Here is a 15,292-nt window from a genome sequence, read left to right as displayed (position 1 = left end):
ACGAGATGCCGGGCAGCGGCACCAATCGGTCCGCAGCCCGGATATGGGGCGCCCGTGCGCGCTCGCGCTATTGTGCCGAGCCCGCGACGGGCTCAAAATGCTTGTCCTTCACGGCAGCCGCCAGGCGATCGGCCAGGTTGCGAACGCGCGGATCCAGGCGCGCGGCACCCGGGTTGACGAAGAAGCGGGCCGTGCAGTCCATAATGCGGCCGGTGATGACCAGGTCGTTGTCGCGCAGCGTGGCGCCCGTGGCGGTGATATCCACGATGCGATCGGTCATACCGACGATGGGTCCCAGCTCGATGTTGCCGTGCAGCGAAACAATGTCGGCGTTCACGCCGCGCTCGGCATACCAGGCACTCGCGATGCGCGGGTACTTGGTTGCCACGCGAAGCGAACCGCGGCGGGCATAGTTGCGCTCGGCCTGACCGGCGCGCCAAGCGGGCTCAGCCTCAATAAAGGTGCACAGGCCGTAACCCAAATCGACCAGCTGCAGCAAGTTGAGGTCGGCCTCGATGAGCGAGTCCCACCCGCAGATGCCGCAGTCGGCACCGCCGCAGCCCACAAAGGCGGGCGCGTCGCTGGGTCGCACGATGACAAACTCGATATCGCCGACCGCGCCCTCGCCGGCACGCGTATCGCGACCGCGCACGATCAGGTGACGGCCGGGGTCGCGCAGCTCGGAGACGTCCAGGCCCGCGGCCTCGAGCACATCGAGCGTGTCGGCCTTAAGCGAGCCCTTGGGAACGGCGATGCGCAGCGGACCCTCGGCACCACGGCCCGCGGCGTGGTCGCCGTCGGAAGCGGCGTCCTCAGCCGAAGTGTGCGCGGCCTCCAGACGCTCGAGCGAAAAGGCAAATCCCGCCGCCGGTACCTCAATGCCATCGCTGAACGCGCCGGTAAAGATGGAGTCGTAGCGACCGCCCGAACCCACCGGATCGGGCAGGCCACCGGCATATGCCTTAAAGACCAGGCCCGTGTAGTAATAAAAAGAGTTCATGATGGAGAAGTCGAAGGACAGCACCTGGGCGTCCTCGGGAGCCAGGCCCTCGACCAGGGCACGCAGCTCGCGCGTCAGCGGCGCGACGATACCGGCAGCTTCCAGCAGTGCATCCACACGGTCGAGTATCTCGGCACCGCCGTGCAAGCGCGGCAGCTCGCTAATGGCGGCCTTGACGGCCTCGGACTCGGCGCTTGCCGCCACGCGGGCATCGAGGCCCACAAAGTCATTGGCGTGCACGCAGCGCAGGGCCTCGGCAGCCAGCTCGCGATCCTCGCACGCCGCGAGCAGCTCCTTAAAAGGACGCACGCTACCTGCGATAATGCGCGCATCGGGCAACGCCAGCTTGCGCACGGCCTCGGCTACCAGCGAGACAATCTCGACATCGCGCGCGGTATCTCCCGCACCGATGAGCTCAAAGCCCAGCTGCGTAAACTGACGCGAGCCGCCGGCATTGCGCTGGCACTCGCGAACCACCGGCGCCTCGTAGCGCAGGCGCAGGGGCAGGTCGGCCGCGCGCATGCGGGTCGAAACCAAGCGCACGATCGGCAACGTGTTGTCGGGACGGACCACCAGCAAACGCCCATCATCGTCAAAGAGCTTAAACGGCGTGTCCGCAATGCGGCCACCTTCCTCGAGCGAACCCTTGTCCTCGAGCAGCGGCGTCTCAACCGGCAGGTAATGATGCTCCCTAAAGCAGCCCTTCACCGTACATGCGATCTCCTCGCGTGCCTGAGCCTCCTCGGGCAATATGTCCCGGAATCCCCACGGTGTGGCCGTCATCTGGTGAGCCTCCTCATGCTGTGTTTCATATAGAACAGAAGACCGGCATAGCTCCGCCGGTCTTCTGGGTACTTTAGCATACTAGAGTGCTTGCGGGGAAAATACGTCGCAGCCGCTCACACCGTATTCATTTGGAAACATAGGGTAGGTTGCCGCAGCCCGACCCCACCTAGGCGCCAATCGCACGACGATACTCTGCCATTACCTGCGCATCGGCAGCTGCGGGGTCGGCAAAATAGCGCCCGTCATAGGTCTCGGCCGAAACAACTCCGCGATAGCCGCGCGCCACCAGTCTATCCAGGTCGGCGCGCATATCGCGGTCGCCGTCACCCCAGGCAAGATGCGTCGTGCCATCTGCCGCAACATCGACAAAATGCACGTGGGCGACATCATCGCCAAGCAGATCGAAATAATCGTCGATGGTATCCCCCGCCACCGCCATGGCGCCCATATCCAGACATGCCTTAAGTGCCGGATGATCAACTGCCTCGATCATGCGCTTCGTGTCGGCCGCCGAGTTCACGATCATCGACTCAACTGGCTGCAGGGCCTCGAGCACCAGTCGCACGCCGCGCTCTCCCGCATGCTCGGCAATCGCACGCAGCATCGAGGCGCTGCGACCCCACGCGTCCTCGATCGGCTCGTTCAAAAATGCCCAGCCGCTCGAGACCATGACCTGCTCGGCTCCAAGTTCCGCCGCGATATCTACAACGTTCTTAAAGTACGCGAGCGTGCGGGCACGCGCCTCATTCCCGCGCGCCGCGATATTCCACGGCTTGGGGTTGTTCTGTTCGGGACAAAGCCCCACAATCCGAACCCCATACCGCTGTGACAGCTCAAGCACCTGCTCGAGCGAATCGTAACCATGGCAGTCCACATACAGGTGCATCGCCCCCGTCCAAAGTTCGCAGCACGTGTAGCCCGAGGCCGCCGCCGAAGAAAAGAACTCTTCAAGACTAAAGTAGCGATGGCTGATATTCATAACGGCAAGCTGCGGATACTCCATCTTGTCCACCTTTCGGCAAAAGGGCGCCGCAGCACAGTGTGCGCGACGCCCCCTCTTACATTGTTTTCATTATGACGGATACCCTACTGGACACCAAGCACTCCAAAGAACGCGCCAGCGATACTCACGAGCAGGATCACAAGCATGATGAGCAGCGGATTCATCTTCTTCTTGAGCATGAGATAGACAATTCCAAACAGCCCCATCGTGACAAAGCCCGGGAAGATTCCGTTGAGCAGCTCGGCGAGCGTCTGAGCACCATCGCCCGCACCGACCATGAGCGGAATGTCCACGGTGACCATCTCCATGGTCATAGCACCGATCACCATGGCGCCCATGATAGAGGCCATCTTGACGATCGTGTCCATAATGCCCGATTCCTGGACCTTGCTGATCATGTCCGAGCCAAAGCGATATCCCACAAACGTCAGCAGGTAACGGATGATGTAGTGAGGAACGTTGAACACGAGCAGGAACAAAATCGGGCCAAGAATAGAGCCCTGCAGCGCCAGCGACGTGCCGACACCCGTTGCCAAAATTCGCAGCGTGCCCCAGTAGAAAGCATCGCCCACGCCGGACAGCGGCCCCATCAAAGCAAGCTTGACATTAGAGATCGCGCTCGTGTCAAAGCTATCGTCAGTAGCGTTGACCTCCTCCATTGCAGCGGCGATGGACATGGGAAGCGTCGAGATGTACGGCGTGACGTTATAGAGCTCCATATGGCGCTTAAGGGCGGCCTTAAAGTCCGCATCCTGCGGATACAGCTTGCGAAGGATCGGCATAAGGGCCCACATAAAGCCGATATGGCCCATACGCTCGTAGTTCCAGGAATGCTCATAGGGAATCGAGCGCCAGAACAGCTTCTTAAGGTCTGCGCGGGAAATCAGCCCGTCGTAAGAAGACTCAAACTTAAAACTCATCGAACCCACTCCCAATCGCAGGATCCTCGGTTGCCGCTGCGGGCTGCTCCGCTTTTTTCTTATCACCCAAAACCGTCATCGCGACGACGATGATCGCGGCAAAGATCGCCACGCCCGTCGTGCTAATGCCAAAGTAGGCGACGAGGAAGAAGCCAGCGAAGAAGAACGGAGCCACTGTTTTGTTCATAATCATCTGCGCCAGCATCGCAAAGCCGAGTGCGGGCAAGAAGGCGGCGGCGACATCCATGCCGGTCTGAACGAAATCGGGGATGATGTTGAGCAGGCTGGCAACAGCATCGGCACCAAAGAAGAATGCCAGGGGAATAATCAGCAGGCCGCACCAGCTCTGCGCGTAACCGGCGATGAGCATGTTGCGCGTGATGGCCTTGGTGTCTCCGTCCTCGACGTTTTTGTCGATACGGTGCACCAGCAGCAGCATGACCGGTTGGCCCAGGGCCGTGTCGAGCGCCAGGACGATCGTGGCGATAGGAATACCCAGGGTCAGGGCCGCCGAAGCGTCCGCGCCGGCCTGCATGGCAAGAGATACGCCCAGGATAGTGCCGGAAATCGTATCGGGCGGGTTATAGGCGCCGACCGAGATGGCGCCGACCATGGCAAGCTCCATCGTGGCGCCCATGATCGTGCCGGTCACCATGTCGCCCATGACAAGGCCAACCAGAGGTCCGAGCACGATCGGGCGCTGGAGGTAGCTCGTGCCCGTCAGCCACTCGGAATAACCCAAAAGGGCAATAAGGAAAATCAGGATTGTCTTGATAACCATGACGGCCCCTAACCGATGACCTTCGCGGCGTCAGTCTTCGCATCTGCCGGAATCATCTGAATGAACAGCTCGTAGCCTTCGCTGAGCAGCTCTTTGACATATGCCTCGTTTTCGGGCGTAAGGAACACGCTCGTCGAGACCTGGCGGGCATCCTCGCTAAAGGCAACGTTGCCGAGGTTGATCTTCTTGACCCCCATCGCCTTGGCGACGGCACCGGCCTGCTGGATCGTCTCGCAAACCACGAAGAGCTTGTACTTGTCGGTCACACCGCTCTGGAGCGCCTTGACGGCGTCCTCGGTGTTTTTGACAACGACCTTGCAGCCCTCCGGCTTTGCAAGGGACAGGGCCTGCAGACGAAGCTTGTCATTGAGGACCGTGTCGCTCACCAGCAGGATGCAGTCGGCACCCAGAGCCGAGGTCCAGCTAACGGCAACCTGGCCGTGAAGCAGTCGATAATCTACACGAATCATCTGAATCATGATGTGCTCCCTAGTGGTTAAAACTCATCGAGTTCGGCCTGCCCCAGCAGGTCGTTGACGTACTTGACCTTGGTGTCGTCCGCCTCGACGATCTGGCGGATGGCCTCATCGATCGGGGTGGATTCGGGCACGAACAGCAGCTGAATAAGGAGCGGCAGGTTCATATTGGTCACGAGGTGCGTGTTGGGACGCGTCTGGACGATCTTGGTGAACTCGTTGTTGACACTGCCGCCAAAGAGGTCGGTGCAAACAACGACCTCATCGTCCGCGGCAAAGCCGTCCAGAATCGCTGCGGCCTCTTTGGTCAGGTCCTCGTTTCCGTCGACATACATAGAGAGCGCATGGACGTTTTCGCGCTCGCCGGAAAGCAGTCCAATGCTCTCGACGATTCCAGACGCAAAATGGGCATGGGATGCAACGATAAACTGCCTCATTCGATTCCCCTTTCTTGCGAATTTCGGCATAAAAATGCCCGGACGCATGCGCCCGGGCAGGGTGCTTCTTGATCAGTAGCTTATTTGTCACCGATTAGTAGTCGAACTGGTGATAGTAACGACGGTAGTTGAGGTTGTGCTTGGTGACCGTCTCGTAGTAAGCGGCAAGGCGATCGGTGATCAGCGAGGAGAGAATCCACGGGGAGACGATGACGCGGAACTCGTCGTCAAGGCCGGGGATCGCGAACTCGGCGGTGTCGATGATGTTGATGTCGGTGTCGCCGGTCACGCCGCGGTTGAGGAAGGCGCGGACGCGCTCGTCGAGCTTGCGGTTCTCGTCCTCACCCATGAACAGGAACACGGGGACGCCGGGCTCCACGAGCTCGAGGGTGCCGTGGAAGAAGTCGGCCGAGGTGATGTAGCGGGTGCGCTTCCACTGCATCTCCTCGAGGATGCACATCGAGAACAGGATGGTCTCGCCCCACAGGGCGCCGGAGCCGATGAACATGGTGTAGGGGGCCAGGGCGTACTTCTTGGCGAGCTCCTCGGCGCGCGGCTCGAAGCTCTTGCGGATGTCGACCAGGTGGGTCCAAACATCCTTGGTCTGCTCGATAAACAGGTCGAACTTGGGGAAGCAGCCGCGGCGGTTGAGCAGGCGCAGGCCGAAGCAGTCGGCGAGGTAGTAGCCCATCTCGCAGCCGCCGTTACCGTGATCGGAAGCCATCTTGACGCAGTTCTCGGCGCCGACAGCCTGGCCGATGGGGCCCTCGGGCTTGGTCATGGCGTAGACGCGCACGCCCATGTCCTTCATCTTCTTGACGGCCTCGAGGACCTCGGGGGTGGTGCCGGACTCGGAGGCGGTGATCACGACGGACTTCTCGGTCATGCGCTTGTGGCCCATGACGTTCCACTCGGCGGCGTGGATCAGGTAGACCTCGAGGTCGCGGTCGCCGAACTTGTTCATGAGGTACTCGAGCTGCATGAGCTCGTCCCAGGTGCCGCCGACGCCCATCAGGAACACGGCGTCGTAGCCCTCGTCGGCGACCTTGTCGGCGAGCGCGGTCATCTTCTTGCCGGTCTCGTAGACGTTCTTGCCGTCCTCGACGTAGCCTTCCTGGCTAAAGTGCATGATCTCGATCTTCTCGGTTTCCTTCATGGCTTTTCCTTTCTGTCCTGCACGCGAATCTATACATCGCGTTTCTTTTCGATACCAATTATCGACATACACCCAACGTGTTTTTAATACCACTTTGTAATTTGCGCCGATCCTCGGTGAACGGTCGATATTCTCGGGTGAGTGGTATTAAATTAAAATTAGATGTATATCTAGCATTTCTGCCGCCTCCCCTGTGCGACAAAGAACAGCGTTCCTACCAGCGCAATAATGGTCGATGCCCCAAACAGCACCGCCTGAACGCCCAAAGCCTCCGCCAAAAATGGAGCCGCCAGCAGCGGCAGCACGCCGGCGCTCATCAGGCCAAAACGCACAAAGCCGGTAATGCGCCCCAGGTATTTGATGTCGGCGCGCTCCTGAATCAAGATCATCTGCAGCGGTTCCAGGAATCCCCAGGCCAGACCGTTAATCGCCTGACCGATAATCGCAACCCCCAGCATATCGGTGCCCACGTACACCATGGACCCAATGCCCACGGCCATGAGCGCGCCGAGCAACAATCGCAGGTTGACATGGCGAGCAGAAAGCTTGGTCAGGATGAACGCACCCACCGAGGAAGTGAGGCCCACGACCGAGGACAGCCAGCCCAGCCAGACGATATCCACGTTGAGCACATCGCGGTAGAACAACGACTCAAGCGAATCGAACGCGCCGAACGCAAAGAAACCCAAAAAGCCCGAGATAAAGATGAGGCGCAAGTCGTGGTCGTGAAACGTAAGTCGCGCGCCCTCGGCCATGCCGCCCAGAATACCGCCCTTCGGCTTCTCCCCTTTTGCGGGAGCAACACACTCGTGACAGCCCAAGGAGAGCACGGCCGCCACACCCATCATGCCCGCCATGAGCAGATAGACCGATTGCGTGGCAAAACAGCTCACGATGGCACCGCCGAGCAGCGGGCCAGCGGTATAGGCGATATTGCTGTAGAACACCATGAGACCGTTCACGCGGGTACGGCCCTCGGTGGTCGACTCCAGGTATCCCGGAAACGCATGCGTGCAGGTGTTGATAAAGCCGCCCGCAAGTCCCAAGACGCACGCGGCAAACACAAGCCCGGGGACAGACAACGGCGCCAACCCCACGCCAAGCGATAGCACCGCCGTAATCACGCACGTCACAAATGACGTCCGGCGCGGTCCAAAGCGGTCGATGACCGAGCCCGACACCATATTGCCCACCGACGTCATAAGATTGCGCGCGAGCGTAATGGCGGCAACCAAAAAGGCCGTGCCGGCCAGATCATACGTGGCCGCACCGATAAGCCCCAAAAAGTAGACCGCGTTGTTGGCGCACCACTGCAGGGACTCAATAAGAATCAGCCTGACCTCTGCCGGTGTCAGGCGCATTGCTTCGCGATCCTTCGCGAACATACGAACTCCTTCTATACAAAAAGGGATGGAGGGCATAGGCCCGCTCCATCCCCTTACCAGGTTGCAATGACAGTCTATGCAGCCGGGCCCTTACGCCAGCACGCCGAAGAACGCGCCGACGATGCCCACGACCATGGTGGCCACGATCAGCACCATGGGGTTGATCTTCTTGGACAGCAGCCAGTAGTACAGCCAGAAGGCGATCATGCCGAACATGCCGGGCATGATGCCGTCCAGGATGTCCTGGAGGGTCTGGGCGTCCTCGCCCGAGCCGATGGCCACCGGGATGCTGGCCCAGAACATGTCCTTGCACATGGCGCCCACGACCATGACGCCCACGATGCCCACGCAGGTCATGATCTTCTGCATGAGGCCGGTCCTCTGGGCCTCGTCCAGGAAGCCCACGCCCAGCTCGTAGCCCTTGACGGCGCCCCAGATGCGCAGCGCGAAGCCGGGGACGTTGTAGATGAGCAGGAAGGCGATGGGGCCGAAGGGGTTGCCGGCCTGGCACAGGCTGATGCCCACCGCGGCGGCGACCACGCGCAGCGTCGACAGGAAGATGGAGTCGCCGATGCCGGACAGCGGACCCATGAGGGCGGCCTTGACGTCGTTGACGCTCTCGGGCTCGATCTCGCCGCGGGCGACCTTCTCCTCCATGGCCATCGCGATGCCGCCGACGAACGGGGCGAACTGGACGGTGATGTTGAAGAACGCGCAGTGGCGGTGCAGGGCCTCGGCGTAGTCGTCGGGGCGGCCGGCGTAGATCTTCTTGAGCATGTTGGCGACCATCAGGCAGAAGGCGATGTTCATCTGCTTGTAGTAGGTCCAGGAGAACTCCATGCCCAGGGCGCCGGTGTTGACGGCGCTCTTGATGAGGTCGGAGCGCGTGATCTTGTTCTCGGGACTAGAAGTCATCGTCCTCATCCCCTTCCGCGGAGAGCTGGGGCTGGGCTCCGCCCAGGCCGAGCAGGTCGAACTTGTCGATGCCGATGATGATGGCGATCAGGGCGACGCCCAGGACGGGCACGTTGGCGTAGGAGCACAGCAGGAAGCCCAGGAAGTAGAAGGGCACGAGCTGCTTGGTGAGCACCAGGCGGCCGAGCATGGCGAAGCCCATGGCAGGCAGGATGTTGGCGGCAACGCCAAAGCCAGCAAGGACAAAGTCGGGGATAAAGTCGAGCACGCCCTGGATGGCGTCAGCACCCAGATAGAACGACAGCGAGCACAACAGGAACGCCATGATGATACCGGTGGAACCGATCAGGAAGTGCATCGCATAGACGCCCTTAAGGTTGCCCTGGGCAGAGAAAACATCGGCGCGGTCAACCAAAATCGGCAGGGCGGCGTTGAGGATGTTCTTGATGGCAAGGCACAGCGTGGCGATGGGCATAGCGAGCGCGATGGCTGCCTCGGTGCTCTGGCCCAGCTGGATAGCGAAGGCACAGGCGAGCACGCCGCCGATCGTCTCATCAGGCGGCACGTAGGCGCCGATGGAGATCGAGCCCATGAACAGCAGCTCCAGGCTCGCACCGATTGCGAGACCGGACTGCAGGTCCCCCAGCACCAGGCCCACGAGCGGGCACAGGACGATGGGGCGGAACGCGTAGAGCGTACCGAGCTGGCAGTCGAACTTACCAAATGCGGCGATAAGTCCGATGAGGATTGCTTGGGTAAGCATACATCCCCCTTTCCATATAGGACACTACGAAGAACCCGAAGGCTCTTCGAAATTGAACGCCTAGAGCACGCTGGCGCAGTCAACCTTGGGGTCATCGGCCAGGGGTCGAATCTCGACCTCAACGCCACGATCTAGCATCTCGCGCACATCGGCTTCCTCAGCCGCGGTCAGGAAGATCTGACGAGAGACCTGACGGGCATCGGGACGCTTCTCGTCCTTGGGCTTGGTGTTACCCAGGTTGACCGACTTGATCTGCGGGCAGCCCTCAACAAGCTGCTTTGCCTCAGCGATAGTGGCGACGCAGATGATCATCTTGTATTTGTCAGTCACGCCCGAGTTAATGGCCTCGATGGCATTCGCCATATCTTTGATGACGAGCTTGCAGCCGGCAGGCTTGCCCATCTTGAGCGTCGTCTTCCACACCGGGTCGTTGGCGACCTTATCGCCCACGCAGAAGATGCAGTTGGAGCCAAGGCCCTGGACCCAAGAAACCGCGACCTGGCCATGAAGCAGGCGATGGTCAACGCGAAGTAGCTGAATCATAATGTGACCCCCCAAAGGTTTTGTGCCGTCTTACGGCGTGTCAGTAGGTGCTGCGGATTAGAACTCTTCTTCCTCGTCGTCATCGACCAACAGGTCGTTGACAAACTTCACGCGCGTATCGTCCGCAGCGACGATGGCGCGAATCGTCTCTTCAACCGGCGCCGACTCGTCAGAGAACAGCAGCTGAATGAGCAGAGGAAGGTTCATGTTGGTAACGAGGTACGTGCGGGGACGCGTCTGGACGATCTTGGTGAACTCGTTGTTGACGCTGCCGCCAAAGAGGTCGGTGCACACGACGACATCATCGTCGGCAGCCATGCCTGCCAGCAGTTTTTGGGCCTCCTCGGCCACGTCCATACGGTCATCGACGAACATCGAAAGATCGTGGACGTTGTCGCGAGCGCCCGAGAGCAGCTCGACGCTCTCCTTGATGCCGGTAGCGAAGTGCGCATGGCTGGCGATGATGTACTGTCTCATTCTGTGTTCCTCTCAATAGCCCGGCGCGTTCCCGCACCCGTTTTCTTTAGTAGTCGAACTGGTGATAGTAGCGACGATACTTGAGGTTGTGCTTGGTGACCGTCTCGTAGTAGCGAGCCAGGCGGTCGGTAACGAGCACCGTCAGAATCCACGGGGACACGATGACGCGGAACTCGTCGTCGAGGCCGGGGATCGCGAACTCGGCGGTGTCGATGATGTTGATGTCGGTGTCGCCGGTCACGCCGCGGGTCAGGAACGCGCGGGCTCGCTCGTCGAGCTTGCGGTTCTCGTCCTCACCCATGAACAGGAACACGGGGACGCCGGGCTCCACGAGCTCGAGGGTGCCGTGGAAGAAGTCGGCCGAGGTGATGTAGCGGGTGCGCTTCCACTGCATCTCCTCCAGGATGCACATCGAGAACAGGATCGTCTCGCCCCACAGGGCGCCGGAGCCGATGAACATGGTGTAGGGGGCCAGGGCGTACTTCTTTGCGAGCTCCTCGGCGCGCGGCTCGAAGCGCTTGCGGATATCGAGCATGTCCTTCCAGATGTCCTTGGTCTGCTCGATAAACAGGTCGAACTTGGGGAAGCAGCCGCGGCGGTTGAGCAGGCGCAGGCCGAAGCAGTCGGCGAGGTAGTAGCCCTTCTCGCAGCCGCCCGAACCATGGTCAGAAGCCATGGCGACGCAGTTCTCGGCGCCCACAGCCTGGCCGATGGGGCCCTCGGGCTTGGTCATGGCGTAGACGCGAATGCCCTTTTCCTTCATCTTCTTGACGGCCTCGAGGACCTCGGGGGTGGTTCCGGACTCGGAGGCGGTGAGCACGACGGACTTCTCGGTCATGCGCTTGTGGCCCATGACGTTCCATTCGGCGGCGTGGATCAGGTAGACCTCGAGGTCGCGGTCGCCGAACTTGTTCATGAGGTACTCGAGCTGCATGAGCTCGTCCCAGGTGCCGCCGACGCCCATCAGGAACACGGCGTCGTAGCCCTCGTCGGCGACCTTGTCGGCGAGCGCGGTCATCTTCTTGCCGGTCTCGTAGAGCGCCTTGCCGTCCTCGAGATAGCCCTCCTGGTCGAAATGCATGATCTCGATCTTCTCGGTTTCCTTCATTTGTCTCTCCTTTCTGGGGTTGTTTCCACATCCCCCATGTCAACGGGCATCAAAACCCGCTTATATTCCGTAACACTCAGCCGCTTTGGCCTTAAGCGCATTGACTGACTCTTCGTAGCCCTCTGCCTTGACCTCCATTTGCTTGGAGACGGCATCGAGATACGGGTGAACGTCCCATGACTTCAGACGCTCGGCGATTATTGCCGCAATCGTCTGGAAGAACACGAGATTGGGAATTGCGCTGAGCAGCGGAGCCACCTGAGGCACCACAACCTCGTGAGCCCCACCCTTGGGATGGGCCGTGAGCAGCACCGTTTTTGTCGTAACGTTCGATAGCGCATCGGCGATATTCGCAAGACGCTCCGACCCCTGCGGATCGTCGACGATAAACACCAGGTAGCCTGGGGTTATCTGCATCTCGGGACCGTGGACGAACTCCTCGCCCTCGTGATGCATGGCAGGAATCTTGATGGTCTCGCTTAGCTTGAGGGCCGCTTCTTCGGCAACGCCATAGTTGGGGCCGTTGCCGACGACCATCGCGGGCATGTGCTCAGAAAGCTCGAGCATGTGGTCTTGGACATATGCCTCGGCGATCTTGCACATCACGGCATTGGCCTGGATAGCCTCGCACAGGTCGTCAAGACGCTGGGCAACGCCCTTGGCGCCAATCGTTCCGCGCGCCTGACCACAGTAAATACCAAAGAGCACCAGGTACTCAACGAGAACCTCGACGCCCAGAGTCACAAAGTCCACCGACTCGACACCCACACCGTAGTCAAGAACGATGTCAGCGTGTTCCTTGATGGGTGCCTCGACGTTTGCCGTGAGCGCAACTGCAGCCATATCGTGCGCGCGCATGTAATCAAGAGCCGCGATCGTATTGGTCGAATAGCCGCTCTGCGAAACGGCAATGTTGAGCGCATGCTGCGGATAGGTGTGTTCAAAATCGACGAAGGCCTCGGGCGTCACAACGGACACCTGCATTTGCAGGGCATCTTGCAGGTAATCGCGGGCGCAATCGGCGGCATGGCGCGACGAACCCGAAGCAACGATGCGCAGCGCGTCAAAAGAACCGGACTGGAAAATATCAACAAGCTGCGCTACCAGCTCAGACGAACGCTCGAGATTCTCTCCCATACGCACATGGGCAAGCTGAACGTAATCGAGCATCTTCATCGTCTCACCTCGTAACAAATCATTAGTATTTGATACCAATCACAGTTACAGGTTACGGCTTTTTGATACCTCTTTGTCGATTAATTTATCCCCATCGGCGAACGGTCGATTTTGAGCCATGTAAGGTTGTATATGCAGTCTGCTCAACGAATCAAAATTCCGTCAGCTTTCAGCCCGTTATGCAAAAAACCAGCTAGTACGTATAGGTATATCCACCCGCATCACCGCGGTTAAACGACTTGACGTACTCGATCGCCTGGCCGCTCGCATCGAAGCTCACGCACTCAAGCGTCAAGGCAAGATCGCCCTGCTCCAGTCCAAGCAGGCCGGCATCTCGCGCGCCCAGCGCTTCGATATCGAGCTTTTCCTGTGCCATGACCGGCTTTCGGCCCAACATCTCATAGGTCTCGTACAAACTGAAGACCGACACGTCAATATCTTCGATTGTGGGAAACAGCAGGCACGGGATGAACGCCATCTCAATCGATACGGGATCGCCGTTGACGCAGTTCAAACGCCGAATCGAATACAGTAAATCGTCCTCGGCAATACCAAACAGGTTGGCATAATATGGGCCCGCATAACGCTTGGAACGCGCGAGGATGCGGACGGACGGCTCGCCGCCCGAAGCACGAACCGATTCGCGAAAGCCTCCCGTTCGCTCGTAGGCAACGGGCACTTTCTGTGCCACAAACGCGCCCTTTCCGCGGACGCGTCGAATCTGCCCACGCCGAACCAGCTCATCGACAGCGCTTCGGATGGTCAAGCGCGTCGTACCAAATTCCTCGGCGAGGTCCTTTTCGGACGGAATCATGGAACCCGTAGGATATATACCGCGCTCGATACGCTCCTCGATGCGGCGTCGAATGCGCATATAAACCGGGGTGGCATCTACTGTTTCAGCCATTGTTCACCTGCCACGCTCCTCATGCCGTTCTTTTCGCCGTTATCGGCAAAGCGGAACTTTGTGGGCAAAATCACCGATTTGCAATGCTCCACAAAACGCATGTCCTTATCAAATTCTATCGTGCTCTCATAGAACACCGGCGTTCCCTCTTCTTGCTGGAGCAACTCGGCCTCTTCGGCGTTCAAACGCGAGATGGAGATATGCTCACGTCCATGCTCAACGCGCACGCCACCTTCTTTGAGCAAGACATCGTAAAGGCTCTCACACTCAAAATCGTGATCGGGAAGCGCGGGGCACAGGGACAGGTTAACGTGAGCCGTCTCGATTGACGCCGGCTCGCCCTCAATAAGTCGAACACGCTGCATGCGGAGCAAAGGAGCGCCTACAGCAACCCCAAGCTTGTCGGCAAGCGCCTCATCCGCCTCGATGGCCCCGGTGGAAACCAGACGAGAAGAGGGGTGCAGGCCGGCAGTCCGCACAGCATCGGAGAAGTTATACGTTTCCTGAAAGATATTGAGCGGTTTGGGAGGACACACATACGTACCCGATCCGCGACGGCTCTCGAGCGTTCCACACGAGATGAGCCGCGTGATACCGGCGCGCAACGCCGCACGCGAAACGCCAATCTCTTCGCACAGCACGCGCTCGGCCGGCAGGCGGTCGCCGCCGGCAAGCTGATGGTGCTGGATATACCAAAGAATCCCCTCGACAGCACGATCTTTGGGGGGAATTGCATAAGATTCGCCTGCCATTGCACAGACTCCTCGTTCAGAAACGTATGTCGCCAAAATTAGGCCAGACCACCCATGGCATCAAATTCGGCCTTGATCTTCTCGGCGACATTCCGATACGACTTATACAGGCTTGAATCGCGTTTGACTTCATCGGTCATAACGGGAATCTCTAAGTTGGAAACCTCGTCTTTTCCCGTCTGAACCGCCACAATAACGCCCATACCAAGACACATATTACGCTTTGCCGCATTTATTTTTGCCGCCTTGGCAGGATTTGCCAGAATACGCTGGGCAAATTCTTGTTTCGAGGCCACTTCTTCGGCCTCAGGATTGCCAGCTTCCACCACCTCGCACTGCAGCACATCCGCGTAGTCAAAAATCCTCGGGGTCGCGCCGCGCTGATGCACGGCCCACTTGCGACGCGTGGCATCCTGGTAGATAGCCGGCAAAAACGTAAAGCGCGGCGGGTCCAAAATCGTGTCCGTGATGGTAAACACATCGGGATCAAAGGCATCCTGCGGGTTTTTCTTCTTGAACAGCCCCATATCAGACTCCCGTACTAACACTTAACAACTCGAGTTAAATATAGCACCAATTTCAAGTCGCCGCTTTAGCGCATCGGTGCATGGCATCTATAGCTCGCTCAGCGGGAAATACACAGACGAGACCCGGGGCGGGGTGCTTGGTTTTGAGAAGTGGGCTTCGCGAACTTCCAAAACCAAGCA

The 15,292-nt window shown here is 59.4% G+C and carries 17 protein-coding genes; all 17 read right to left on the bottom strand.

Annotation, left to right across the window (positions count from 1 at the left end; translation table 11 throughout):
• Nucleotides 1-67: 67 nt before the first annotated feature.
• The 17 genes from hisG to DWX25_RS00135 all read right to left on the bottom strand — a co-directional run bounded on the left by hisG (nt 68) and on the right by DWX25_RS00135 (nt 15,112).
• Nucleotides 68-1,783, bottom strand: coding sequence for an ATP phosphoribosyltransferase (hisG, locus tag DWX25_RS00215; RefSeq protein WP_117858828.1), 1,716 nt, complete (start codon nt 1,781-1,783; stop codon nt 68-70).
• Between the two features lie 169 nt (nt 1,784-1,952).
• Nucleotides 1,953-2,789 carry a sugar phosphate isomerase/epimerase gene (locus DWX25_RS00210; protein ID WP_117743678.1) on the bottom strand — a complete coding sequence of 279 codons (837 nt, stop codon included), beginning with the start codon at nt 2,787-2,789 and terminating at the stop codon, nt 1,953-1,955.
• A gap of 83 nt (nt 2,790-2,872) precedes the next feature.
• The gene (locus DWX25_RS00205) at nt 2,873-3,709 is read right to left on the bottom strand and encodes a PTS system mannose/fructose/sorbose family transporter subunit IID (RefSeq protein ID WP_117564887.1); all 837 of its coding nucleotides are present in this window, start codon (nt 3,707-3,709) and stop codon (nt 2,873-2,875) included.
• Entirely contained in the window at nt 3,699-4,490 is a 792-nt protein-coding gene (locus tag DWX25_RS00200) for a PTS sugar transporter subunit IIC (RefSeq protein WP_117564886.1), read from the bottom strand. Before DWX25_RS00200 ends, DWX25_RS00205 begins: the two co-directional genes overlap by 11 nt.
• An 8-nt stretch (nt 4,491-4,498) precedes the next feature.
• Complete coding sequence (locus DWX25_RS00195) at nt 4,499-4,969, bottom strand: PTS sugar transporter subunit IIB (RefSeq protein WP_117743677.1); 471 nt, start codon at nt 4,967-4,969, stop codon at nt 4,499-4,501.
• A 17-nt stretch (nt 4,970-4,986) separates the two neighbouring features.
• Nucleotides 4,987-5,403, bottom strand: coding sequence for a PTS sugar transporter subunit IIA (locus DWX25_RS00190; protein ID WP_117743676.1), 417 nt, complete (start codon nt 5,401-5,403; stop codon nt 4,987-4,989).
• 94 nt (nt 5,404-5,497) lie between these two features.
• On the bottom strand, nt 5,498-6,559 hold the full coding sequence (locus tag DWX25_RS00185; protein WP_117858825.1) for an SIS domain-containing protein: 1,062 nt from the start codon (nt 6,557-6,559) through the stop codon (nt 5,498-5,500).
• Nucleotides 6,560-6,729: 170 nt separating this feature from the next.
• On the bottom strand, nt 6,730-7,944 hold the full coding sequence (locus DWX25_RS00180) for an MFS transporter (RefSeq protein ID WP_199407178.1): 1,215 nt from the start codon (nt 7,942-7,944) through the stop codon (nt 6,730-6,732).
• 90 nt (nt 7,945-8,034) lie between these two features.
• Nucleotides 8,035-8,868, bottom strand: a complete 834-nt coding sequence (locus tag DWX25_RS00175; protein WP_117858822.1) for a PTS system mannose/fructose/sorbose family transporter subunit IID — start codon at nt 8,866-8,868, stop codon at nt 8,035-8,037.
• Nucleotides 8,849-9,622 carry a PTS sugar transporter subunit IIC gene (locus tag DWX25_RS00170; protein WP_117858818.1) on the bottom strand — a complete coding sequence of 258 codons (774 nt, stop codon included), beginning with the start codon at nt 9,620-9,622 and terminating at the stop codon, nt 8,849-8,851. Before DWX25_RS00170 ends, DWX25_RS00175 begins: the two co-directional genes overlap by 20 nt.
• Before the next feature lie 60 nt (nt 9,623-9,682).
• Entirely contained in the window at nt 9,683-10,165 is a 483-nt protein-coding gene (locus DWX25_RS00165; RefSeq protein WP_117646647.1) for a PTS sugar transporter subunit IIB, read from the bottom strand.
• A gap of 57 nt (nt 10,166-10,222) precedes the next feature.
• Nucleotides 10,223-10,642 (bottom strand): PTS sugar transporter subunit IIA, encoded by a 420-nt coding sequence (locus DWX25_RS00160; RefSeq protein ID WP_117744006.1) that lies wholly within the window; start codon nt 10,640-10,642, stop codon nt 10,223-10,225.
• Between the two features lie 46 nt (nt 10,643-10,688).
• Nucleotides 10,689-11,750: an SIS domain-containing protein gene (locus DWX25_RS00155; RefSeq protein WP_117858815.1), complete on the bottom strand. Its 1,062-nt coding sequence runs from the start codon at nt 11,748-11,750 to the stop codon at nt 10,689-10,691.
• 60 nt (nt 11,751-11,810) lie between these two features.
• On the bottom strand, nt 11,811-12,926 hold the full coding sequence (locus tag DWX25_RS00150; RefSeq protein WP_117744003.1) for an SIS domain-containing protein: 1,116 nt from the start codon (nt 12,924-12,926) through the stop codon (nt 11,811-11,813).
• A gap of 193 nt (nt 12,927-13,119) precedes the next feature.
• Nucleotides 13,120-13,833, bottom strand: coding sequence for a GntR family transcriptional regulator (locus DWX25_RS00145; RefSeq protein ID WP_117638248.1), 714 nt, complete (start codon nt 13,831-13,833; stop codon nt 13,120-13,122).
• Nucleotides 13,818-14,585, bottom strand: coding sequence for a GntR family transcriptional regulator (locus DWX25_RS00140; protein ID WP_117858811.1), 768 nt, complete (start codon nt 14,583-14,585; stop codon nt 13,818-13,820). The genes DWX25_RS00145 and DWX25_RS00140 overlap by 16 nt, the downstream gene beginning before the upstream one ends.
• 38 nt (nt 14,586-14,623) lie before the next feature.
• On the bottom strand, nt 14,624-15,112 hold the full coding sequence (locus DWX25_RS00135; protein WP_117744000.1) for a hypothetical protein: 489 nt from the start codon (nt 15,110-15,112) through the stop codon (nt 14,624-14,626).
• Between the last annotated feature and the right edge of the window lie 180 nt (nt 15,113-15,292).

This window comes from Collinsella sp. AF18-8LB, assembly GCF_003459795.1.
Taxonomy (GTDB): Bacteria; Actinomycetota; Coriobacteriia; order Coriobacteriales; family Coriobacteriaceae; genus Collinsella.
Note: the sequence above shows the minus strand (reverse complement) of the source record. Positions and strands in the feature narration are given on the sequence as shown.